The sequence below is a fragment of the Bacillus sp. ISL-77 genome (assembly GCF_018613105.1).
In genome coordinates this window covers 1-22,301 of record NZ_JAGGQY010000027.1, presented here as the reverse complement: position 1 = coordinate 22,301, position 22,301 = coordinate 1, and the positions used below count along the sequence as shown (strand labels likewise).

Sequence of the window (22,301 nt, the reverse complement as noted above, 5' to 3'; positions counted from 1 at the left end):
AACCATAGTGGAAATGTTAAAATTCTCGAGTTCAAATAGAAACACAATCCTAAAGGAAATGGCCGCAGAAGAATTTGATGTACTTGTCATCGGTGGGGGAATTACAGGCGCTGGAATCGCATTAGATGCCGTAACAAGGGGAATGAAAACGGCATTAGTCGAAATGCAAGATTTTGCCGCTGGGACATCAAGCCGATCAACGAAGCTTGTTCACGGTGGTCTCAGGTATTTAAAACAATTCGAAGTGAAGATGGTCGCAGAAGTAGGGAAGGAACGGGCGATTGTTTATGAAAATGGCCCACATGTAACTACACCAGAATGGATGCTCTTGCCAATGCATAAAGGTGGAACGTTTGGGAAATTCGGTACATCAATTGGACTACGAGTCTATGACTTTTTAGCAGGCGTAAAAAAAAGTGAACGAAGAAAAATGCTTTCTCCGGATGATACCATTCAGAAAGAGCCGCTGATTAAAAAAGAGGGATTAAAAGGCGGCGGGTATTATGTGGAATATCGGACCGATGATGCCCGGTTAACCATCGAGGTCATAAAAGAAGCGGTCGCTCATGGTGTCAAAGCTGTAAACTATTCAAAAGTGATTGAGTTACTGTATCAAGATGGTAAGGTGATCGGTGCTAAAGTTGAGGATCTATTAACTGGTACCGTTCATGATATTTACGCAAAACACATCATTAATGCCACTGGCCCTTGGGTCGATGCGCTCCGAGACAAAGATCAATCGTTATCTGGGAAAAAACTGCGGCTCACCAAAGGGGTCCATTTGGTGATGGATCAGTCGAGATTTCCCCTTAAACAGGCGGTGTATTTTGATACACCTGATGGCCGCATGGTATTTGCGATTCCAAGGGATGGGAAGACGTATGTGGGGACAACAGACACCTATTATGGCAACGATCCAATTCATCCGAAAATGACGGCAGCTGACCGAGATTACATTATTAATGCGATTCATTATATGTTTCCAACCGTTGTTATCAAGGTGGAGGATATTGAATCAAGCTGGGCAGGGGTAAGACCACTTATTTATGAAGAAGGCAAGGATCCCTCTGAAATTTCGCGAAAGGATGAAATTTGGGTATCAAATTCTGGCATGATTACAATCGCAGGCGGGAAACTGACCGGATACAGAAAAATGGCAGAAACGGTTGTAGACTTGATCGCTAAACAGTGCGGCGAAGCACGCCATATTGGATCTTGCCGAACAAAGCATTTACCTATTTCTGGAGGTCATATTGATGGCTCTCGTAACTTTGCTTCATTTATAGAAAAAAAGGAAAAAGAAGGCGAGTTAAGTGGGTTTTCAAAGGACCAATACCGAAAATTAGTCCATCGCTATGGTTCCAATATTGATCGTATTTTTGAAATTGCAAAAACGTATGACCCAAATAACAAATTTGGCTTGCCGCTAGAGGTGTATGTTCAAATCGTTTATTCCTTAGAGGAAGAAATGGCCGTAAAACCAGTGGACTTTTTTATCCGTCGAACTGGAGCTTTATTTTTTGATATCAAATGGGTAAATGAGTGGAAAGAAGCAATCATTGGCTTTATGGAAGATGCTCTTGGATGGACATTGGAGGAGAAGGCCGCGTTCAAAGACGAATTAGAAACCGCACTAAAGGATGCTATCCATCCGAAACCGACTGAAATGATATGAGTTTATCTGACTTGCAGTCCTAATAGTACGCGTAATTTTTTGGAAGATTGAAAAACTAATTAAACGTTTGATTGAATAATTTATGGGCTTGGAATATATAGGGTCGCCATGTCATATTATTTACCATATCAAACGTTTGACTGTTTTAAAGTATAAAGGTACAGAAATTACCGATGACGATGAAGACGAAGACGAATTTAATTCCGACTTAATGCATTGGAATATTTGGTTTTCAATTTTTCCGAAAAATAAAGAGGAGGAATTCCATGAATACCTTTCTTATCATTGTAAATGTTGCGGTGCTGCTATTACTCATGTTTGGTTTATTTACGATGCAAAAAAAGCATGTTTCTTTTTCCAAGCGTGTTTTTAGTGCGTTGGGTTTAGGAATTATATTTGGTTTTATTATTCATCTCATTTATGGTACGACACATGAAGTGACGACAGGTTCGATTGATTGGTTTAACATAGTCGGGAATGGCTATGTAAAGCTATTACAAATGATCGTTATGCCACTCATTTTTGTTTCGATTGTAGGGGCCTTTACAAAACTAAAATTAACTAAAAATATAGGGAAAATCAGTTTTCTTGTCATCGGCATCCTTCTTGCAACGACGGCCGTTTCTGCCGCGGTTGGCATTGGCTCAGCTTTAGGATTTGGTCTTGACGGGGTTCAGCTAACTGAAGGAGATGCAGAAGCAGCCCGGAATGCCCAGTTAGAGGAGAGAGCTGCAGGGATCGAAAATATGACACTCCCACAGCAAATCATTGAGTTAATCCCAAGCAATCCGTTTCAGGATTTAACTGGGGCCCGCGCAACATCGACGATTGCGGTTGTTATTTTTGCCGTATTTATCGGTATTGCTTACCTTGGAGTTAAGCGTAAGGACCCAGAGCATGGTGAATTTTTTGCAAAGATCATTGATACCTTCTACTCTGTTGTCATGAGGGTAGTCACACTGATTCTTCGTTTAACGCCATATGGTATCTTAGCGATCATAGCCAGGGTTACAGCCACGAGTGACTATGCAGCGATAGCAAAACTAGGTAAGTTTGTGATTGCCTCGTATGTGGCGCTCATTATTGTGTTTATTGTCCATCTTCTCCTTTTATCATTTGCGAAACTAAGTCCTATAAATTATGTGAAAAAAGGGCTGCCAACCTTAACTTTTGCCTTCACTTCACGGACAAGTGCAGGAACATTGACAATGACCATTAAAACACAAACAAAGGACTTTGGTGTATCCGAAGGTATTGCAAACTTTGCGGGTTCGTTTGGGCTAACAATCGGTCAAAACGGATGTGCAGGCGTTTATCCTGCGATGCTAGCGGTGATGGTTGCTCCAGCGGCAGGTATGGATCCAACAAGTATATCCTTTATTCTAACGCTCATTCTTGTGGTTGCGATTAGTTCGTTTGGTGTTGCTGGTGTAGGTGGCGGTGCAACCTTCGCAGCCTTAATCGTTTTATCAGTAATGAATCTCCCAATTGCGATTGTTGGTCTGCTTATTTCAGTTGAGCCTCTCATTGACATGGGACGTACAGCCCTAAATGTCAGCGGAGCGATGACATCAGGCATACTCACTAGTAAAGTAACAGGCGAGTTTGAAAACGAGGTTTACGAGCAGCCTAATATCGTCGAAGCATAAAAAACGTGAGGCAGGTTCAAGGGCTTTTTCGCTTAGCGGAAGAGTCCTTTTTCTGTTGCAAGAGTTAAAAAATAGGCTGGTCTCCCACATACTTTGAATTTAAAATACTTGAATTCAAGATAAATTAGAGGTACACTGTAAGCATAGGAAATAGTAATCGGTTTAATGGAATGTAAAATAACCATATTAATAAAAAGATTAATTTTTAAAACATTCGTTTACAAATGAATAAGGAAGGGATGAGGAGAAAATGGATAAATTTCATCAGGCACCAAATATATATGTCGGTGAGGTCAATATTAAAGTAAAAAACCTCGATTATGCGCTCACTTTTTATCAAAATATCATGGGCTTTCAAGTATTGGAGAAACTAGATCGTAAAGCAGTCTTAACGACAGACGGAAAAACCCCATTATTAACGCTAGAGCAGCCGAAAGATGTGGTTGCGAAAACAGGACGTAGTTCAGGTTTGTATCATTTTGCGATCTTGCTTCCATCGCGAGCTGATTTATCTGTCTTTTTACGGCATATGATTCAAACGGGATATCCACTGGGTGCTGCAGATCATTATGTAAGTGAGGCGTTATACCTTAACGATCCAGACGGAAATGGGATTGAAGTGTACCGAGATCGCCCTTCTTCAGAATGGCGATGGAACAACGGTTTAGTAGAAATGGCAACTGAAGAGCTTGATGGAAATGGAATTATCGCGGAGAGTGATGTGGAATGGAGCGGTCTGCCGGCTGGCACAGTTATGGGCCACATTCATCTTCACGTATCTAATTTGAAAAAAGCAGAAGAATTTTACACTAAAGGGCTTGGTTTTGAAATTGTTAGTTACTATCCACAAGCTGCATTCCTTTCCACGGGACGTTATCATCATCATATTGCTATCAACACGTGGCAAGGTGAAGGGGCAGCGACACCACCGAAAAATAGTGTCGGCTTAAATTGGTACTCACTCGTTTTCCCTGATGAAGCAGCAAGAGAGAATGCGATTAAACAGCTAAAGCAATTAGGTGCGCAGATATCGGAAGAAGCTGATTTCTTTGTAACGGAAGATCCTTCAGGAAATCAAATTCGATTAGTTTTATAAATGATTGAGGGAGGATATGAAGATGAAGCCAGATTCCAAAGACGAACATTCAGGTATGGAAATAGGGATCTATACATTGGGGGATTTAGTTCCGGATGGGGGAACAGGGAAGACTATCAGCGCAAGACAGCGACTTGAAGAAATTATTGAAGCAGCGAAAATGGCTGATGAGGCAGGATTAGATGTAGTGGGCGTTGGTGAGCATCACCGCCTCGACTATGCCGTGTCCGCACCACCCGTCGTCTTGTCCGCCATTTCACAAGTTACAAAACGAATTAAACTGGCAAGTGCTACAACTGTCTTAAGCACCGTCGATCCTGTTCGGCTATTTGAGGATTTTGCGACACTTGATCTCCTGTCAAACGGACGGGCGGAAATTATTGCGGGGCGCGGGGCATTTATAGAATCTTTCCCGCTGTTCGGGTATGAGTTAGACGATTATGACCAGCTTTTTGAAGAGAACATCAAGCTCTTTCAGCAGCTGAATGCACAAGACCGAGTGACCTGGAATGGTCAATTTCGTTCTGCGTTGCAGGATGCAGAAATAGCACCACGGCCATTACAAGAAAATATTCCGTTGTGGGTAGGTGTTGGAGGAACTCCGTCAAGCGCAGCACGAGCAGGAAGATTAGGGACTAACTTAGCAATAGCGATACTTGGAGGCGAACACATTCGGTTTAAGCCGCTTGTAGATATTTACCGCCAGGCCGCCAGTCAAGCAGGGCATGATCCTGAATCGATGAAGGTTGCAGTGACTGGTCATGCATTTATTTCGGAAACAACCCAAAAGGCAAAGGATGAGTTCTATCCGTATCATTCCAATTATTGGGGATCCGTTAATCGCCAGCGTGGGATGAATACAAGAATGTCCAGGGCTGATTTTGAACAGATGGCCGGACCGGAAACGGCTTTATTTGTTGGCAGCTCCCAGCAGATCATTGAAAAAATCCTCCATCAATACGAACTATATGGACACCAGCGGTTTATCGCCCAAATGGACATCGGCGGAATGCCCTTTAAACAAGTCGCCGAAAGCATCGAGCGATTAGCAACAGAAGTAGCACCAGTCGTAAGGAGGGAAACCAGCAAATAAGAAGGAAATGAGGTGTAAAATTAGGTGTCAGGCACCACTCGTGGACATTTGTCCTCCTGTGATGGACTGGCGCTTTTTTTGAAAAGGTCGTTTGCTCGGGGGAAATAAAGACCCGGGGGATGGAGTCCCCTGAGTCTTTGATTTATTACTATTTTTCGGATGTGTCACCTTTATTATTGCTGGTGTTGTTTCCGTCATTTGCTCTTTTAACACCTTTGCTGACATATGGTTTGGCGCTTTTTGCTTTTTTGACACCTGCTTGCCAACGAGTCCAGCCCTTCTTGCCGGTTCCTCTGCCTGTTCCGCCTTTCCCTTTCGCACTACTCATTTAACCACTCCATTATTAATGTACGTTCTTCTAACGTCGTTGGTTAGTTTAACACAGTTCATGGTGATTTGCCCTGAAAATATAAGTTTGTTGTCAATGATTGAAAAACCCTAACGCATATTTAATCCCTTCCTCAATCTCATTTGTTTCATATCCTAATAAGTCCTCATTGGTGACTTCTAATTTTGTTCTTGCTAAGGAATAGCCGCTGTCTAATTCAATATCAAGCACTACTTCATACCCGTTGGTTGTTTGAGTAATTTCAATAATGTCGTATTCGCGGATAGCAGTGCCTGTTTCGTATTCTAAAGGCTCTAATTCTGACATGGAAACACACCTCCAAATTAAATTAGGTCGTAGCTATTATTATTTCCAACCTTGCGATTAAAATCAGGAATAGATTTATTTTCTTTTTAGCAATTTGAGCTTCATTAAAAGACTTAGAACGGAGGATTCCAACAGGTTAAAAGGATTTTCAAAAAATATGGCGAATAATGGTTTGTGTATGATTTTTCCATATGGAGGTAATGGAATGAATTTGGATACATTATACCTAATAGATCAAAAAGACGGTTTGGGCCTGGAGTTTAGTAATTTAGTTTCGATGATGAATTATTCGAGATATACGACATTTTTACATGGATCAATTAGCGGATGTTAGGAACATAACGATCGAAACATTAAAGCGCTCCCAGATGAATGGTTATTTGAACAAACACTGTTTTGGTGGGAACGCCCCGCAAATAACTACTTTAAATGGTTCCATGTGTTTGAAGATGACTGAGCCATCGCGGCCAAATTCGTCTTATCAAAAAAATGGTGCGTAAACTTAAAGAGTAAATTATTTTTAAGGCTGTGATTGTATATGTGTTTAATCGTTTTTGCCTATAGAGTCCATCCGGTCTACAAGCTCCTTGTAGCGGCAAACCGAGATGAATTTTACGGGCGACTTACTGCCCCTGCTCATTATTGGGAAGACAGACCTGACATCCTTGCCGGTAGAGATTTAGAAAAAATGGGCACTTGGATGGGAGTTACCACATCTGGACGTTTTGCGGCTTTGACCAATTATCGTGACCCAAAGGAAGAAACGAAAGGGAAGCGTTCACGTGGAGAATTAGTTTCCGATGCCCTGAAACACAAAGGTAGAGTAAAGGATTATATGCAAAGTCTTGTAGGGAGAAAAGAGCTCTATCCGGGCTTTAACTTACTTGCAGGGGATGGAACGGAACTATATTATTATTCAAATAAAGGGCAAGAGCTTCAGAAGGTGGAGCCTGGTATTTATGGTGTCAGCAATCATTTATTAAATACTCAGTGGCCAAAGGTGCAAAAAGGTAAGGAAGGCATGTCCCAAATCATAAAGAGCGAACGGGAAGATAGGGTAGAGGAGCTTTTGAACATGCTCCAAAATGCAGACCAAGCTCCAGACGAACTTCTTCCGCACACAGGCGTTTCTTTAGAATGGGAAAGAATGCTTTCGCCGTTGTTTATTAAAAGTGAGGACTATGGCACGAGGAGCTCGACCGTCATGTTGATGTCTGATAAAGAAATTCAATACGTCGAACGAGTCTTCTCTAAGAAGGGCACGAGTGATCAGCAATTTACGGTGGAATTATTGAGTTAAAACATGGTGTCAGGTACCACTCGTGGACATTTGTCCACGAGCGGTGCCTGACACTCTTTTTTATGAGGTAATATAGTCGCCGCCGTTGACGTGCAGGGTTTGCCCTGTTACATATTGGGAGTCAAGGCTTGCGAGGTAGACGTAGGTTGGTGCGAGCTCAAAGGGTTGGCCTGCTCGTTTCATTGGTGTGTCAGTTCCAAAGGGTTGGCCTGCTCGTTTCATTGGTGTGTCAGTTCCAAAGGTTGATACGCGCTCAGCTGAGAAGGATGAAGGGATAAGCGGGGTCCAGATTGGTCCGGGTGCTACAGCATTTACTCGAATACCCTGCTCAACGATATTTTGAGAGAATGAGCGTGTAAAAGAAACGATTGCACCCTTAGTGGATGAGTAATCAATTAGAGTTTTTTCACCACGATAAGCTGTTATTGAGGCTGTATTAATAATGGAACTCCCTGACTTTAAATGAGGCATTGCGGCTTGGGTCATAAAGAAATAGGAAAAGATGTTGGTTGCAAATGTATTGATGAGCTGCTCTTCAGATATATCTGTTAGCTTTTCTCGCGGAAATTGTACCGCTGCATTATTTACTAGTATATCTATTTTCCCGAATGTTTTTATCGTTTGTTCCACCACCTTGTTGCAATTCTCCTTATAGCGAATGTCAGTTGGGAGTGCTAAGCACTTCCTTCCAATCTGCTCGATTCTTGTCTTCGTTTCTTCGGCATCTTGGTGTTCGTAAAGGTATGCGATCACAACATCGGCGCCTTCTTTTGCAAACGCTACGGCAACTGCACGTCCTATGCCGCTATCTCCACCAGTAATGATAGCCACTTTATTTTGCAGCTTTTGGCTGCCCGCATAGGAGGGGTTTTCGTATATGGGTTTGGGATTCATTAAATACTCCAGCCCAGGCTGTTGCTCCTGATGCTGAGGGGGAAAAGCAATAGGTTTCTCTTCGCATTTTGTTTCTTTGCTGTAATAAGGATACATTGGATAGTTATTCATGAAATACCTCCATAACATGGGCGTAAAATTAGAACATTATATGCGGAGGTATCGTCTAAAGTTAATTTCCGGGCTGATGATTCCATGAGGGAAAAACTAATCAAACGTTTGATTGAAAGGGGCGGAGGCTTTGGTATTGAAGGATTTCAAGGCGGTTTGGTTCATTGGAAGAAAAACTAATCAAACGTTTGGTTAATTTGGGCTGATGCCTTGGTATAGAAGAATTCCAAAAGGGTGTAGGGGTCAAATGAAACAACTAATCAAACGTTTGATTAGTTGTTTAGTTTATGGCTGCATAAAAATGAGGCACCCTCTTAAAGGGTGCCTCTCTCATGAGAATTCCTTATCAACCAAGACTTCTGACCAGAGTTTTTTATCGAACTCTATTTCTTCTCCATAAGAGAGTGTAATCACGGCTGTCTTTGGATAATCCTTTAATAATTCCTTTAACTCGTTGTCTTTATCAATCATAAAATCAACAACAGGGAAAGCCTTTAATAATTGGGCTAATGATTCAGGAGAAGCAGCTGTTTCATGTGTCGGAAAGGTATGACTGGGAATCACATATTTAACTTTTAATAAGTTTTTTACAGCATAGGCTGCTTCTTTTGGTCCCATTGTAAAATGTCCGCTTGAAGAAAGGATCGCAATTTCCGGCTCATACACATCTTGAATCAGCTTTATATCTGACATTAATGCCGTATCACCAGAGTGGTATAGAGTATAATCGTCATTAAAGTCAAAAATATAACCTGCCGATTCACCGGCATATACTGGTGGACCTTGGGTTTCGCCATAGGAAGAAGTATGTTTTGCCTGGACCATGGTTACATTTACATCCTCAAAGGAAACAGAACCCCCTAAATTAATTGGAAGGACATTTTTAATTCCTTGCTGCAAAAGGATAAGTGCCAGCTCGTATTGTGCCACAATCATAATATCAGGTTTATGTTCAACCAACTTAGTAAGACCGCTTGTATGATCGAAATGGCCATGGGTTAAAAATACACAATCAATAGATTGGTAGAAGTCAGCAGTGTTTAATTGCGGAGGAAAGCCGGGATTCAAATCGAAGAACGGATCAATTAGATACTTTTTTCCAACCTTGCTTTTTAGGACATACATGGCATGGCCAAGCCGTAATATTTTCAAAGAGAACACCCCCATAACCTTAGAATGAGACTTCTTATAACATTTTATTTATTAGAAAGAATAATAAGAACTTATTATCAACTATTCATAATAAATGAGCGTTAACCGATTATTAGTATAATTTTTTGTAAAAAATTAAATATGGTTAGAATAACGTTATTAGGGGATTCTGAAAGAAAGCACTACCAAATAACTGTAAAACAAAAATGTCAGAAATATTTAAATAAATCAAATAATATACTAGACGAATCGAAAAAATTGTTTTAAAATAATATTTATCAATTAGTTAAGACAGTAAACAAAAGTATTTTGAATCATAAAAGGTTATCAATCTACGCTTTGTTATGTCAGAAAAATCAGAAAACAGAAAGAGGTCATTATAATGAAGAAAAAATGGGCAAAAATGTTTATGGCTTCCACTTTATTAGCTGGAATACTTGCAGGTTGTTCAGGAGCACCAAAAAGTTCAGACAGTGACAGTAAAACGATTAAAGTTGGAGTTAACTTAGAGTTATCCGGTGGGGTTGCTTCTTACGGGGAGTCACTTGAGAACGGTATCGATATTGCAGTTGATGAGATTAATAAAGCTGGTGGAGTAAAGGGTAAAAAGCTAGAAATCATTAAAGTAGATAACAAGTCCGAAGCAGCAGAGGCTACGAACGGCGCCATTAAGTTAACAAGTCAAGACAAAGTTACAGCCATTATTGGAGCGGCAACTAGTGGTGATACGGTGGCACAGGCTCAAATCGCAAATGATACAAAAACAATTCTTTTAACTCCATCGGGAACAAGTCCAAACGTAACCGTGGGCGATATTGGAAAATTGAACGAATTCGTCTTCCGTACTTCCTATATTGATCCATTCCAAGGGATCGTTGCTGGGAATTTTGCTGCGAAAGAATTAAATGTAAAAAATGCAGCTATTTTTGCAGACAGTGCTAGTGATTATGCCAAAGGGTTAGCGGCTGCATTTAAAGAGACATATGAAAAGGCTGGCGGTAAAGTGGTTGCCGAAGAGGCATATGTTGCGAAAGATACTGATTTCCGTGCAACCTTAACTCGAATTAAAGCCAAAAATCCAGAATTCATTTTTATTCCTGGATACTATGAAGAAGTTGGTTTAATTGTAAAACAGGCTCGTGAGTTAGGAATCACTGCTCCATTAATGGGTGCAGATGGTTGGGATTCACCGAAGTTAGTCCAATTAGCTGGAGCTGACGCTTTAAATAATACATTTATCACAAACCATTACACATCTGAAGATCCAGATAAAAATATTCAAAAATTCGTAACAACATACAAAGAAAAGTTCAATGGTGAATCACCTAATGCATTTAATGCACTTGGCTATGACACAGTTTATCTATTAGCTGATGCGATTGAGCGTGCTGGCGGTACAGATACGACAAAGATTAAAGAGGCATTAGAGAATACAAAAGATTTTTCTAGGATTACAGGTAAGATCACTATCGATAAAGACCACAATCCAATTAAATCAGCTACTGTTTTAGAATATAAAGACGGTAAGCAAGTGTTTAACACTAAAGTTAATCCATAAAAATTGCGAAAAGTGAAATGGAAGGACGGGCCTTCCATTTCACTTTTTTTATTTTTCTTAATCATGCATACTTTTGCCCGTTTTGTTCTTCGATTACATTCTTATAATGCCAAGTCAGATTTTCAAATATCCGATCCCATCTCTGTGTTAATGCGTAATCTCTTCCGGCGTTTCCCATCTGTTCTCGCATTCCATCATCCGTTAAAATCTGAATAATGGCATCTCTAAATTCCTGAATATTCCCTGGTTTACATAAATCACCTGTAATCCCTGCTTTAATTATATTCTTAACACCTCCAGACTTTGCTCCTATAACAGGTGTTCCACTCGCAAGGGACTCTAGAACAACATTTCCAAAGGTCTCAGTAGGTGAGGGAAAAACCAATAGATCAGATGCTGAATAGACTTCGGCTAAGCTTTTTCCATATAGGTATCCTGTAAAGGTCATATTAGCTACTGCTTGGGCTTGCAGTTCCTCGCGTAATGGGCCATCACCAACGATTAACCAATGTAATTTTTCATTTATTTCAGCCGGGATTGATTTTGCGACGGCAAATAGTGTTTTAATATCTTTCTCAGGTGCTAATCTGCCAACATAGGTAAGGAGGTATTTTCCTTGTGTACTGTAATGTCTTTGAACGGCGTTTTTATCATAATAGGGGTGATAAAGCTGGCAATCCACACCTCTAGGCCATAGTTCTAAGTTTGAAAATCCATGGTGCTTAAGCTGTAGGAATGTTTCAGTTGAGGGGACAAAGATTTTTCTGCATGTTCGATGGAACCAGAGCATGTATTTCCAGTGGATTTTTGAAAGAAAATGAAGGTCATAATAGTGTAAATAATGATCAAAATTGGTGTGATAGGAACCAACGAGGGGAATGTTTAATTTCTTAGAAAAATAAATACCACAAAGGCCGATATTAAAGGGGGTTGCAACATGAATTAAATCAGGAGAGAAATGTTGTAACTCTGACTTGATTTGAAGAAGGTTTGGAAAAGCTAAGCGGCATTCAGGGTATAAGAAAAAGGAACGGCTTTTAAAAAGATGAATATTCGTAGAACTATAATCGTTGGAATTTGAATCGGGTGCAAAAATTTTAAAATCAATATTCTGATCTTCAAAATAGGTAGTCAATCGTTTAAGCGTCCCAGCAACCCCGTTGATGTCTGGATGAAAGGTATCTGTGAAAATAGCAATTTTCATATAATCCCTCCTAATTGTATCTCTCATATCCACAATAAATAAAAGCATAGGCTCCCAGAGAGGGTCCCTAGAATTCCTCCAGCAATCACATCGGAAGGATAGTGAAGACCTAAGTAAATTCTAGAAATGCCTACACATAGTCCTAAAGGGATTAGGACATAAGAAAGTAGAGGTATGAATAAGACATATGGCGTCACAACAGAAAATATTGCCGTTGTATGCCCTGAAGGAAAAGAATGATCTTGTAATGGGTTAGCAGGAAACTTTGTTTTTTCAATCCTTAAATAGGGTCTTTTACGAGGAAATAGCAACTTTGCAAAATGTACTGGTATATGACTTGCTGATAATGCAAGTGCGCTAGCAATGGCAATCAATCTGATCTCCCTTGGCGAGAGGATTAAGAGAAAAAATGTGGCCGCGATAGTTATTCTAGCTCCACCAAGGTGTGTAACCGTGCGGAAAAAAAGATTTAATAGCTTTTTATCAAAATGGCTGTTTACCTTTTGCAGGACCCTGCATTCAAAACCATAAAATACATGTAGCATTTTTATCATTGTCTATTCCCCCTTTGCATTCGATGCGTTTTTCATTATTTCAGCACTTCGGATGTCCGTTATTATTAGCGGGATTTTCAAGGGTTGATAAATTTTTTCCATTATGATTGCTGCTTCAGGATAATTGGTTCCAATTACGATTAGGTCACCATGGAAAAAATCTCGGATGGCAGAACCTTCCCGAAGAAACCAGATAGTAGCGACCACGTTTGCTTGGAGGTTCGGGGGTTTGCTTCTATTAATAATTTCTTGGATCAGATTGTTTGTACCGACTGGAACCGTGCTTATTGTACATACAGTTACATCATTTTCGATATAGTGTGCAATCGTGTGTGAAACTACGTGGATGTATTTTAGATCCCGTGACCCATCAGGCTTTTTGGGTGCTCCGACCGCGATAAGAATAACTTCAGCCTCTGAATAGGCTTGATGATGGCTCACTGTAAAATTCAGTTGACCGTTATGGAGGTTTTTTTCTAAAAGAGACTCAAGACCAGGCTCGAAAATCGGAGAACGACCATTTTGGAGCATGTCAATTTTCTCTTTCTTAATGTCTATACATGTCACCATATGCCCTAATTCTGCTAAGCAAGCACTTGTGACTAGCCCTGCATATCCTGCTCCAGCAACGGTAATCTTCATCCAATCCCTCCAATTGATATTATTTACTTAATTGTATAAGGGAATAGAGAATTTTTTCTTAAGCTGGTGTTAAAAGAATGTAAAGAAATTGTAAGATTCAGCATCTTCATCATGAATAAAGTGCCTGACACCTGAGAATATTAAAAATCCCTTCATTAGGTAAATTCAGAATAGTGTGCTATAATTTTGTTGGTAGTAGGTACTAACATCAGATATTAAAATAACTATTTTTCCAGATTTTATAAGGGATTTATAAGTGGCCCTATTTTTCGAATTTGGAAATAGCGCTTGTCAGGAAACCTAAATAAATTTTTACAACAACGGGGGATTATGATGTTAACAAATGATTTGGACTTTAGGTTAGAGCCTAAACTTATTGATTTATATGAAGAACATAAAAAACGGTCTGAAAAAATAGATTGGGGTTACCATGATTTCTTACCATGGGATAAGGCAATGGATTTTCGACGTGTTCCCTGGGATGAAAGCCAGGTCACACTGCCGCCGTCCATTATTACTGCGGTTGAAACGGCTCTTTTAACCGAAGTAAACCTGCCATGGTTTACCTCGCATCTCGATCAAACGTTTAAAGGCTCTTTAACGGTTATTAAAGATTTTGTCCATACTTGGACTGCGGAAGAAGATCAGCATTCAAACCTGATTGAAACGTATTTATTAATAACACGCAATGTAGATCCCAAGCGACTCCACCAATTACACAAACAAACGGTTGAGAATGGCTGGAATCCTGATTACCATACGCCTTTTGAAACCATGGTTTATACCTCTTTACAAGAACTCGCAACCATGGTTTTTTATAATAATGTTGCCAAAGTAGCTGGTTCGCATGATAAGGATTTAGCTAGTCTGCTTCGCCGACTTGCAAAAGATGAAACGTTGCATTATGCCTTTTACAGGGACGTGATTAAATTCCATCTGCAACTAGAACCCAATTACTGTTATCATTTAGGACATGTTATTAAGAATTTTCAAATGCCTGGAACAGTAATGCCTGATTTTGAAGATCGCATGGCCATTATAGCAAAAGAAGCAAACTACGGCCCTTTGGAATATTTTGATCAAGTTTTAGATGTGATTGTTGATTATTGGGAGTTGGAAAAATTAAGACCGATTGCACCAGAAGCAGAAAAAGCTAGACTGGACATTCTAAATTATCACGCCCGGTTGAAAAGAGTAAGAGATCGTTTTTATAAAAATAAATAAGTTGCTTCCGAATAAAAAGGAAAATATTACCTATCCAATCGAAACTAAAACGCTTGACAATAAAAATAAGATTTATTATTCTTGAGCAATAGTAATTTAATAAAAATTTCGTATAACTCCAATGATATGGTTTGGAGGTCTCTACCAGGAACCTATAAATTCCTGATTACGAAGAAGGTACATGGATGTGTATTTTCTTCGTAATCAGGAATTTTTTTTTTCACTTTTTAACCAAACAAAAATTAGGAGGGAAAGATCCAACATGAATTTCGCAACCTTACCCAAAATTGAACTTCACTGCCATTTAGATGGGAGTCTAAGACCTGAAACAATCATTGATATCGCAAAGAGAGAGAGTATCAGTTTACCCTCTATGAAAATAGACGAGATAAAAGGAGAGCTCATTGCTCCATTAGATTGCAAATCCCTGGATGAATATTTAGAGAAATTTTCTATTCCTAATTTAGTTATGCAGTCAGAGGAAAATCTTAGAAGGATTTCCTTTGAACTTTTTGAGGATGCGGCCCGGGAAAATGTGAAATACATGGAAGTAAGATTTGCACCACTACTTCATACAGCAGGGGGATTAGACGTTGAAGATATCATCCAAAGCGTCTTAACTGGAATGAAGGATGCTGAAAAGCAATTTGATATAAAGGGAAACTTGATTCTTTCCTGTATGAGAACGATGCCAGCGGACCGTGCTTTTGAGGTCATTGAGAAGGGGAAGAGATTCCTTGGAGAAGGTGTAGTGGCCATCGATTTATGCGCATCGGAAGAGGAAGGATTTTGTGGAAGATTCGTAGAACCGATCGCCTTAGCTAGAGAATATGGTTATAGAGTTACGATCCATGCGGGTGAAACAGGCATAGGGAAGAATGTATTAGAGGCGGTTGAACTTTTAGGTGCAGAGAGAATTGGACACGGCGTATTCATAAAGGATTGTGCTGAAGCATACAACATTGTGAAGGAAAAACATGTCGTCCTTGAAATGTGCCCAACCAGTAATGTGCAAACAAAAGCAGTGAACCAGTTTAGTGAACATCCAATCTATCAGTTCCATAAGGATGGGATCAAGGTAACAGTTAATACGGACAACCGGACCGTTTCAGATACTACAATGGCGAATGAATGTAACATCGTATTTAAAGAATTCAATATAAATGAAAATGACTATAAGCAAATTTACCTTAATAGTGTCGAAGCAAGCTTTGCCGATTCCGAAACAAAGGAAATGCTAAAAAAATTTATGCCCTGAGAAAAAAGTAGAATGAAAGGTGTCAGGCACCATGTGAATTTTTCACATGGTGCCTGACACCTTTTCTATTTTTTTGAGAAATTTTAAATAATGGGACAGGCTTTCACCAAGTTTTCACTATTCTTTATTAGACTTCAGGTATCAAGTAGAAAGGAGGAAAGAGAGATGAATACGAAAGTGAGAAAAGGTATTTTCTGGGGCGTGGGAATCGCCGCCATGATTTTGGTGGTCAATGTTCTCCACTATTTATTTGGAGGCCAAAGTCATAGTAGTTATGCGAATGGACCGCACGGACATGGCCCTGGACCTGGACCTGGAGGGGCCATGGGACAACAAGGTGGCTTTGGTTCTCACCAGGTTATGAACGGACCGCACCACGGCGGAGGATTTCCTTGGCTCGGCCTTCTAATTGGACTAGCTGTTGTGGTTCTCTTAGTGAGATGGTTTAGAAAGAAGGCAAAGGCCTCATCGATGAAACAATTTATTAACACACCAGTGGGTTCACATATACCGGTAATAAATCAAAATGCAAGTATTTTAGATACATGGGAAAAAAATTTAACCAATAAAAAGGAGAATGTGTAAAATGGGTATTTTTAAAAGAGTAAAGACGATAACGATGGCAGAAATCAATGGGTTACTAGATGGAATCGAGGATCCAATTGCGATGTTAAATGAATATTCACGAGAAATGGAGCAAGAAATTTTAAAAGTCCAGAAAGCCTTGTCTCGTCAAATTTTTGTGGAGAATAAACAAGCTGCTCTCATTTTGGAAACCGAAGGATTGGTAGCAAAGCGTACGCGTCAAGCGAAACTAGCGATTGAACAGGGTGAGGATGGAATCGCGAAGTTAGCGGTGCAAGAGAAACTAGTCCATGAAAAGCAGCTAGACCTTTACAAGCAACAATATGAAGCGGTTAAAGCCCAAACTCAAATTCTTATCGAAAAATTAAATGAGCTGAAAGAGACCTATAACCAAATGCAGCATAAGAAAATCCTTTTAGCATCCCGCGCGAATGTGGCGCAGTCGATGAAGCAAATTCAAAATGCAACAGTCTCCTTCCAAACTGACAACATTTCAAGAGGTGTGGCCCGTGCGGAAGAACGGATTTTAATGATGGAAGCAGAGGTACAAGCTGGTCAGCAGTTTTCAGCCCCGTTAGCCCAGTATGATGCAGCTTACAGCAACTTTGTAAACGAAGAAGAATTGAATAAGGAACTTGAAAAGCTAAAAAATGAAAAAGTACTGCAATTAGAAGAAAACGTAAAATAGGACGAGAAAGGAGCACCCATTATTTATGGTGCTTCTTTTTTATATCCTTATCTTTTCTTAAGCAAACTTTAAGATTGCGATGCTAGATTTGAGTTACTAGAGAGGATAGATTCAGCTAAAAATCAATTGCAAAGGGGTTCATACCATGAATATTTTATTAGCAGAAGATGATATACGTCTCGGAGAGCTGATCGTTTATATGCTAAAAAAGAAGGGCGGATACCAGGTTGAGTGGGTATTAGACGGAGAAGATGCCTACTATTACGCCACCTCTGCTCACTACGATGTAGTAATCATGGACTGGATGATGCCAAATGGGACAGGTGTAGAAATTTGCAGCCGATTGCGTAAACAGGGTTATTCGGGTGCGATTCTGATGTTAACCGCCAAAGATACCGTGGGGGACCGAATTGAGGGGTTAGATTCTGGTGCGGATGATTACCTTGTCAAACCGTTTGAAATTGACGAACTTTTAGCTCGGCTGCGTGCACTTTCCCGCCGGAATTATGCGCCAATATTGGAGGATGAGATCCAATTTCATGGATTGGTTTTGAATCGGAAGAGCCATATTGTACGTTTGGATCGAGAGGAAATTCAACTAAGCCCTCGTGAATTTCAGTTATTAGATTTAATGGTGAAAAATAAGGGGCAGGTCCTGCCACGTGAAGTGATTCTTGAGCGAATCTGGGGCTTCGATTCAGAGGTAGCACCTAAAACCATTGATGCGACAGTCAAATTAATCCGAAAGAAACTCCAATCTTTCGGAAAACAAAATTTGCTTCAAAGCATCAGAGGGGTAGGGTATAAGTTTGGTAACTAAATTTAGCTCATTCATACAGACCTTCACGAACCTAGGTGAAAAAGATATTTTTAAGAGCACACAAGGCCGATTAACACGCATGTATAGTGGACTGCTCATGCTCTTTCTTGTCTTTTTTATTGCGATCGTTTATATCGTCCTACACGTTGTTATCCTAAACAATCAGGAACGAGAACTTCAATCATTAGTGAATCAGGAAGCAAACTTCATTGAGAGTTATTTATTAAAAGATGAACAGAATGATCTCCAAGGAATGGATGACCAAGAGTTGGTGTTTGCTGGAGTCAATCAGTTCTTTTATTATGTGGTTAATTCTAAGGGAGAAATCATCATGGGGAATGAATCGGATCCCCGCTTGCGCTCTGATTTACTGCAGCTAATAAATGGAAGATTTCAAAACGAAAGAGAAATTCGAAAGGAAACACTGCATGATGAAGGAAATTCAAATGGAAGGGGAATGAAGGGGGGCTTTCATCCGCGGGAGGCACCTAAAGATATTCGGCTAATAATTACAAGTCGAGCCATTTACGACAAAGGTCAATTCATTGGGCAGTTGTATGTGGGAAAAGACATTACATTTACGTATCAGCTATTCCGCTCTCTATTGCTGATTCTGATAGCAATAGGCATCTTGTTTTTGGGTATTGCCATCTATATGAGTGTGGTAATGTCAAAAAGAGCGATGATTCCGATTAGCGGCGCATTTACAAGGCAGCGTGAATTCGTGGCAGATGCCTCACATGAATTACGGACACCCTTAAGTGTCTTGCTCTCATCGATCGATGCGGTGGAAATGACGATCGAACCTCAAAAGAGAGATATGGTAGAGAAAATACTTACGAATATGAGGCAAGAGGTGAGGCGGATGACACATTTGGTGAGCGATCTATTAACCTTAGCCCGTTCCGACTCAAATACAATCCAACTTAATCTAGAGACCTTTGACTTCCGTCCCCAAGCAGAAACTGCAATTGAGTCCGTCCGTCCGCTGGCAGTTTCCAAGCAAATCACGCTCCACTTGAATACGCTTGGTTCGCTGATTACAGTCGGCGATCCGCAAAGACTATCACAGCTATTATATATACTTTTAGACAATGCGATAAAATACACCCCGCAGGGCGGTGAAGTTAAGCTCTCACTATCAATAGTAGGACAACAGCTTTGTATCTCTGTTCAGGACACCGGAATCGGAATTAGGCCAGAGGATTATCAGCGTATTTTCGAACGTTTTTACAGGTCCGATAAATCTCGTTCCCGGCAAATGGGAGGGCATGGTTTGGGACTTTCCATCGCCAAGTGGATCGTTGACACACATAAAGGGACCATTAAAGTTTCGAGTGAACTCGGCAAAGGGAGTACATTTATGATTCATATCCCACTTGTTTTTAATGCATAGATATATGGCGAACGGTGCCTGACACTGTCCGCCATAAGATATTTGAATGACTTCTAACTTTCTAAAAAACTACCAATTCGAACGGGTACTATCTTTTGTTTTCATACTCTACAGCTGCCTCTTTTTCTAAAAGACCCACCTGGATAAGACCATTGAGAATCCCGTGATTAGAAGATGAAGTTGTGATTAAATCGGCTGCAGCCTTTGCTTCAGGAACCCCATTACCCATAGCAATCCCCGTTCCAATCATTGTTAACATCTCCAAGTCATTCAAACCATCTCCAAACGCAAAACAGTTCTCATTATTGATATCTAAGTACTCTTGCAGTTTGCGAATACCGACCGCTTTTGAGGCGCCTTTTGGAAGGAAATCATAAGCATAATCGTGCCATTTGACGAAGTGGAAATCAGGGAAACTGTTGATATATAGATCTTCGTCCCTGCTATTACAGTAGAGATGTCCTTGGTAAATGGCTCTATTTTTATAAAATCCTTCATCAACTTTAGGATAGGACATCATCAATGAATCAAAACTAGATTCAATAAGTGGATGGTTTCCTTCGCTGACCCTATAATCATCGTGGCTGCAGTAAGCAAGGGCATGCCCTTTACTTGCTGTCATAGTGGTGATGGAATGAAGCAGCTCATCATTGATTGGATTCGCGTATATTTCTTGCCCTTCAAACACGACATATTGTCCATTCATGGAAATAAAAGAGTCGATATTTAATTCTTTTTGAATCCAATAAAACATTTTCGGTACACGACCAGTGGCGATAACTGTGTGAACTCCTTTTTCCTGAAGTAAACGAACGGCCTTCTTTGTAGAATCCGGAATCACTTTATCCTCGTCAAGCAGCGTACCATCAATATCAAAAAAAACAATAGGCTTTGTCATTTTCTACCCCTCCGTTAAACACCACACGGTCGTTACGCTCAGAGGATTCCGATCACGCCGACATCGTGTTGTGAGTTCCTGCAAAAACAGAATATTTTATGAAACGCGTTTCAGGTCAAGTGGTTTGTAAAAAAATTCTGTTTTAGCAGTTCCTTTAATGTAAGAATTCGAAGGGAGAGGACAATTGATGCTTGAGATTACACCGTTTTTCGCTCAATTAATTTCACGGGGATTTCATTTTGTGCAATCTCTTCATTTTTGATGATTCCTTGTAAAAATAATTTCCTGCCGATATCCTCAAGGGGGATTTCAATTGTGGTGATATTCATCATTTTAGCAATGGGCTGATTATTGAAACCAATTAGTGCGAGGTCGTCTGGTATCCTAACATCTAAATTTTGCGCACAAGTTACAATCCCTGCCGCGACCTCATCGCTCGTCACAAGCAATGCTGTGGGAGGATTAGACATTTGTTTAATCCGATTTATTACCTTTTCTCCATCCTCAAAGTGAAGACAATCCTCATAAATATAGGCAGGGTCAAAAGGCAAATGATAGTTCTTGATAAAATGCATATACGCTAATTTCCTGTTTCTACTATTTGTTCCTGATTTCCGTCCGATGCAATAACCGATTTTATGATGACCTTTTTGATGCAAGTAATCTAAGGCGAAATGGAAACTTTTATAGTGATCCACAAATATGGAGGATACGTTTTTCCCTCTAGTATCTTCGCATAAAACAATGGGCCCAAAAGGCAAATACGCTTCGATTGTCGACCAAGTACATATTCTCGAGCAAATAATTAACGCATCAATCTGCTTTTGTTTTAGCATTTGAAGGGCTTCTAATTCCCTGGTCTCCGCGTAATTGGTCTGAAATAAAACCAACTTGTAGTTGTTTTGTAACGCTTCATTCGCTATCCCTTTAATTAATAGTGCAAAGTAAGGGTGATCGATAAAAGGAACAACCACACCAACAAGAAAGGTTTTCCCCATACTTAAATGGACGGCATTAATATTTTGTTGGTAGTTACTCTGTTTAATCGCTTCTAAAACTGCACCCCTTTTTTCTTCACTTACATAAGGATGATTATTTAACACTCGAGAAACTGTTGTTACAGATACCCCTGCCATCTTCGCCACATCTTTAATGTTTGTCATACAAGTACCTTCCTTAGCGGTGCCTGACACCATTGCAATCCCGCGATTTTCAGTTAATGTTTGCATAATTGTTTTATTATAACTTTATCTTAAAAATAAAAATAATATATTTGTTTGTAGAATACTAGTTGACTTTATTAATATACAATAGTAATATAGTAAATCTGATGAGGGCATTGCGAAAGAGGATATGATCTTCCTAAAAAATAATCCTTCACCAGTTGACAAAAATGATATTGATTGATATGATAAAAACCTCGCTGATTCAAATGAAGTTATTTCAAAATAATACTTGACTTTATTGAAGCGAGATGATACAATATTATTCTGTCACAAAATAGTTCTTTGAAAACTAAACAAAGCAGAAACGTCAACAAATTTTTTATTAGTGAATCTTTCGTCAGAAAGTGAAGCTAAGCCAACGTAACAAAATGAGCTAATCAACTTTCTTGGAGAGTTTGATCCTGGCTCAGGACGAACGCTGGCGGCGTGCCTAATACATGCAAGTCGAGCGAATCTTTAGGAGCTTGCTCCTGAAGATTAGCGGCGGACGGGTGAGTAACACGTGGGCAACCTGCCTGTAAGACTGGGATAACACCGGGAAACCGGTGCTAATACCGGATAATCCTTTCCCTCTCATGAGGAAAAGCTGAAAGTCGGTTTTGGCTGACACTTACAGATGGGCC

Annotated in this window: 22 protein-coding genes, 1 rRNA gene, 1 pseudogene and 1 riboswitch; of the genes and pseudogenes, 15 read left to right on the top strand and 9 right to left on the bottom strand. The window is 40.0% G+C overall.

What is annotated here, in order from left to right:
- Positions 1 to 13: 13 nt before the first annotated feature.
- The 4 genes from J7E77_RS10700 to J7E77_RS10685 all read left to right on the top strand — a co-directional run bounded on the left by J7E77_RS10700 (position 14) and on the right by J7E77_RS10685 (position 5,513).
- Positions 14 to 1,675 carry a glycerol-3-phosphate dehydrogenase/oxidase gene (locus J7E77_RS10700; protein ID WP_214714286.1) on the top strand — a complete coding sequence of 554 codons (1,662 nt, stop codon included), beginning with the start codon at positions 14 to 16 and terminating at the stop codon, positions 1,673 to 1,675.
- 266 nt (positions 1,676 to 1,941) lie between these two features.
- Entirely contained in the window at positions 1,942 to 3,324 is a 1,383-nt protein-coding gene (locus tag J7E77_RS10695) for an L-cystine transporter (protein ID WP_214714140.1), read from the top strand.
- 250 nt (positions 3,325 to 3,574) lie between these two features.
- Entirely contained in the window at positions 3,575 to 4,420 is an 846-nt protein-coding gene (locus J7E77_RS10690) for a VOC family protein (protein ID WP_214714138.1), read from the top strand.
- 22 nt (positions 4,421 to 4,442) lie between these two features.
- Positions 4,443 to 5,513 (top strand): LLM class flavin-dependent oxidoreductase, encoded by a 1,071-nt coding sequence (locus J7E77_RS10685; RefSeq protein WP_214714136.1) that lies wholly within the window; start codon positions 4,443 to 4,445, stop codon positions 5,511 to 5,513.
- A 148-nt stretch (positions 5,514 to 5,661) separates the two neighbouring features.
- On the opposite strand, the gene J7E77_RS10680 is transcribed toward J7E77_RS10685, so the two are convergent.
- Complete coding sequence (locus J7E77_RS10680) at positions 5,662 to 5,841, bottom strand: DUF3934 family protein (protein WP_168241740.1); 180 nt, start codon at positions 5,839 to 5,841, stop codon at positions 5,662 to 5,664.
- 93 nt (positions 5,842 to 5,934) lie between these two features.
- Entirely contained in the window at positions 5,935 to 6,168 is a 234-nt protein-coding gene (locus J7E77_RS10675; protein WP_214714134.1) for a hypothetical protein, read from the bottom strand.
- Between the two features lie 205 nt (positions 6,169 to 6,373).
- Between J7E77_RS10675 and J7E77_RS31725 the strand changes: the two genes are divergently transcribed.
- The 3 genes and pseudogenes from J7E77_RS31725 to J7E77_RS10665 all read left to right on the top strand — a co-directional run bounded on the left by J7E77_RS31725 (position 6,374) and on the right by J7E77_RS10665 (position 7,468).
- On the top strand, positions 6,374 to 6,502 hold the full coding sequence (locus J7E77_RS31725) for a hypothetical protein (protein ID WP_374102965.1): 129 nt from the start codon (positions 6,374 to 6,376) through the stop codon (positions 6,500 to 6,502).
- Positions 6,474 to 6,681, top strand: a pseudogene (locus tag J7E77_RS10670) (hypothetical protein); the annotation flags it as partial. The gene J7E77_RS31725 and the pseudogene J7E77_RS10670, both read left to right, overlap by 29 nt.
- Before the next feature lie 25 nt (positions 6,682 to 6,706).
- Positions 6,707 to 7,468, top strand: a complete 762-nt coding sequence (locus J7E77_RS10665) for an NRDE family protein (protein ID WP_214714133.1) — start codon at positions 6,707 to 6,709, stop codon at positions 7,466 to 7,468.
- Positions 7,469 to 7,528: 60 nt separating this feature from the next.
- Here the strand turns inward: J7E77_RS10665 and J7E77_RS10660 are convergent, their stop codons facing one another.
- On the bottom strand, positions 7,529 to 8,473 hold the full coding sequence (locus tag J7E77_RS10660; protein WP_214714131.1) for an SDR family oxidoreductase: 945 nt from the start codon (positions 8,471 to 8,473) through the stop codon (positions 7,529 to 7,531).
- A 330-nt stretch (positions 8,474 to 8,803) separates the two neighbouring features.
- Entirely contained in the window at positions 8,804 to 9,625 is an 822-nt protein-coding gene (locus J7E77_RS10655) for a metal-dependent hydrolase (protein WP_214714129.1), read from the bottom strand.
- Positions 9,626 to 10,007: 382 nt separating this feature from the next.
- On the opposite strand from J7E77_RS10655, the gene J7E77_RS10650 reads away from it, so the two are divergent.
- Positions 10,008 to 11,183, top strand: a complete 1,176-nt coding sequence (locus J7E77_RS10650; RefSeq protein ID WP_214714127.1) for an ABC transporter substrate-binding protein — start codon at positions 10,008 to 10,010, stop codon at positions 11,181 to 11,183.
- Positions 11,184 to 11,244: 61 nt separating this feature from the next.
- Here J7E77_RS10650 and J7E77_RS10645 read toward each other — a convergent pair whose 3' ends face one another.
- Genes J7E77_RS10645 through J7E77_RS10635 form a run of 3 tightly spaced genes read right to left on the bottom strand, consistent with a single transcriptional unit; the run spans position 11,245 to position 13,583 of the window.
- On the bottom strand, positions 11,245 to 12,387 hold the full coding sequence (locus J7E77_RS10645; protein ID WP_214714125.1) for a glycosyltransferase family 4 protein: 1,143 nt from the start codon (positions 12,385 to 12,387) through the stop codon (positions 11,245 to 11,247).
- A gap of 23 nt (positions 12,388 to 12,410) precedes the next feature.
- Positions 12,411 to 12,932, bottom strand: a complete 522-nt coding sequence (locus J7E77_RS10640) for a phosphatase PAP2 family protein (RefSeq protein ID WP_251028045.1) — start codon at positions 12,930 to 12,932, stop codon at positions 12,411 to 12,413.
- A gap of 12 nt (positions 12,933 to 12,944) precedes the next feature.
- Positions 12,945 to 13,583: a nucleotide sugar dehydrogenase gene (locus J7E77_RS10635; RefSeq protein WP_214714121.1), complete on the bottom strand. Its 639-nt coding sequence runs from the start codon at positions 13,581 to 13,583 to the stop codon at positions 12,945 to 12,947.
- A 333-nt stretch (positions 13,584 to 13,916) separates the two neighbouring features.
- Between J7E77_RS10635 and J7E77_RS10630 the strand changes: the two genes are divergently transcribed.
- The 6 genes from J7E77_RS10630 (at position 13,917) to J7E77_RS10605 (ending at position 19,554) form a co-directional block, all read left to right on the top strand.
- Positions 13,917 to 14,807, top strand: a complete 891-nt coding sequence (locus tag J7E77_RS10630; RefSeq protein WP_168245907.1) for an acyl-ACP desaturase — start codon at positions 13,917 to 13,919, stop codon at positions 14,805 to 14,807.
- Positions 14,808 to 14,895: 88 nt separating this feature from the next.
- A riboswitch (purine riboswitch) is annotated at positions 14,896 to 14,996 on the top strand.
- A gap of 73 nt (positions 14,997 to 15,069) precedes the next feature.
- A complete protein-coding gene (gene add, locus J7E77_RS10625) occupies positions 15,070 to 16,065 on the top strand; it encodes an adenosine deaminase (RefSeq protein WP_214714119.1) in 996 nt (331 codons plus the stop codon).
- A 165-nt stretch (positions 16,066 to 16,230) separates the two neighbouring features.
- On the top strand, positions 16,231 to 16,650 hold the full coding sequence (locus J7E77_RS10620) for a hypothetical protein (RefSeq protein WP_214714117.1): 420 nt from the start codon (positions 16,231 to 16,233) through the stop codon (positions 16,648 to 16,650).
- Position 16,651: 1 nt separating this feature from the next.
- Positions 16,652 to 17,338 (top strand): PspA/IM30 family protein, encoded by a 687-nt coding sequence (locus tag J7E77_RS10615; protein WP_214714115.1) that lies wholly within the window; start codon positions 16,652 to 16,654, stop codon positions 17,336 to 17,338.
- Positions 17,339 to 17,483: 145 nt separating this feature from the next.
- Positions 17,484 to 18,158, top strand: a complete 675-nt coding sequence (locus J7E77_RS10610; protein ID WP_214714113.1) for a response regulator transcription factor — start codon at positions 17,484 to 17,486, stop codon at positions 18,156 to 18,158.
- On the top strand, positions 18,148 to 19,554 hold the full coding sequence (locus tag J7E77_RS10605) for a sensor histidine kinase (RefSeq protein WP_251028043.1): 1,407 nt from the start codon (positions 18,148 to 18,150) through the stop codon (positions 19,552 to 19,554). Before J7E77_RS10610 ends, J7E77_RS10605 begins: the two co-directional genes overlap by 11 nt.
- A gap of 88 nt (positions 19,555 to 19,642) precedes the next feature.
- Here J7E77_RS10605 and J7E77_RS10600 read toward each other — a convergent pair whose 3' ends face one another.
- The gene (locus J7E77_RS10600) at positions 19,643 to 20,452 is read right to left on the bottom strand and encodes a Cof-type HAD-IIB family hydrolase (RefSeq protein WP_214714111.1); all 810 of its coding nucleotides are present in this window, start codon (positions 20,450 to 20,452) and stop codon (positions 19,643 to 19,645) included.
- 197 nt (positions 20,453 to 20,649) lie between these two features.
- Positions 20,650 to 21,615 carry a LacI family DNA-binding transcriptional regulator gene (locus J7E77_RS10595; RefSeq protein ID WP_214714109.1) on the bottom strand — a complete coding sequence of 322 codons (966 nt, stop codon included), beginning with the start codon at positions 21,613 to 21,615 and terminating at the stop codon, positions 20,650 to 20,652.
- 446 nt (positions 21,616 to 22,061) lie between these two features.
- Between J7E77_RS10595 and J7E77_RS10590 the strand changes: the two genes are divergently transcribed.
- Positions 22,062 to 22,301, top strand: a 16S ribosomal RNA gene (locus tag J7E77_RS10590); the annotation flags it as partial.

Coding starts and splice junctions, on each gene's coding strand:
- J7E77_RS10610 (WP_214714113.1), top strand. CDS start 17,484: ATGAATATTTTATTAGCAGAAGATGATATACGTCTCGGAGAGCTGATC.
- J7E77_RS10665 (WP_214714133.1), top strand. CDS start 6,707: ATGTGTTTAATCGTTTTTGCCTATAGAGTCCATCCGGTCTACAAGCTC.
- add (WP_214714119.1), top strand. CDS start 15,070: ATGAATTTCGCAACCTTACCCAAAATTGAACTTCACTGCCATTTAGAT.
- J7E77_RS10695 (WP_214714140.1), top strand. CDS start 1,942: ATGAATACCTTTCTTATCATTGTAAATGTTGCGGTGCTGCTATTACTC.
- J7E77_RS10595 (WP_214714109.1), bottom strand. CDS start 21,615: ATGACAAACATTAAAGATGTGGCGAAGATGGCAGGGGTATCTGTAACA.
- J7E77_RS10685 (WP_214714136.1), top strand. CDS start 4,443: ATGAAGCCAGATTCCAAAGACGAACATTCAGGTATGGAAATAGGGATC.
- J7E77_RS10700 (WP_214714286.1), top strand. CDS start 14: ATGTTAAAATTCTCGAGTTCAAATAGAAACACAATCCTAAAGGAAATG.
- J7E77_RS10645 (WP_214714125.1), bottom strand. CDS start 12,387: ATGAAAATTGCTATTTTCACAGATACCTTTCATCCAGACATCAACGGG.
- J7E77_RS31725 (WP_374102965.1), top strand. CDS start 6,374: ATGAATTTGGATACATTATACCTAATAGATCAAAAAGACGGTTTGGGC.
- J7E77_RS10615 (WP_214714115.1), top strand. CDS start 16,652: ATGGGTATTTTTAAAAGAGTAAAGACGATAACGATGGCAGAAATCAAT.
- J7E77_RS10660 (WP_214714131.1), bottom strand. CDS start 8,473: ATGAATAACTATCCAATGTATCCTTATTACAGCAAAGAAACAAAATGC.
- J7E77_RS10600 (WP_214714111.1), bottom strand. CDS start 20,452: ATGACAAAGCCTATTGTTTTTTTTGATATTGATGGTACGCTGCTTGAC.
- J7E77_RS10635 (WP_214714121.1), bottom strand. CDS start 13,583: ATGAAGATTACCGTTGCTGGAGCAGGATATGCAGGGCTAGTCACAAGT.
- J7E77_RS10650 (WP_214714127.1), top strand. CDS start 10,008: ATGAAGAAAAAATGGGCAAAAATGTTTATGGCTTCCACTTTATTAGCT.
- J7E77_RS10690 (WP_214714138.1), top strand. CDS start 3,575: ATGGATAAATTTCATCAGGCACCAAATATATATGTCGGTGAGGTCAAT.
- J7E77_RS10675 (WP_214714134.1), bottom strand. CDS start 6,168: ATGTCAGAATTAGAGCCTTTAGAATACGAAACAGGCACTGCTATCCGC.
- J7E77_RS10640 (WP_251028045.1), bottom strand. CDS start 12,932: ATGCTACATGTATTTTATGGTTTTGAATGCAGGGTCCTGCAAAAGGTA.
- J7E77_RS10680 (WP_168241740.1), bottom strand. CDS start 5,841: ATGAGTAGTGCGAAAGGGAAAGGCGGAACAGGCAGAGGAACCGGCAAG.
- J7E77_RS10630 (WP_168245907.1), top strand. CDS start 13,917: ATGTTAACAAATGATTTGGACTTTAGGTTAGAGCCTAAACTTATTGAT.
- J7E77_RS10620 (WP_214714117.1), top strand. CDS start 16,231: ATGAATACGAAAGTGAGAAAAGGTATTTTCTGGGGCGTGGGAATCGCC.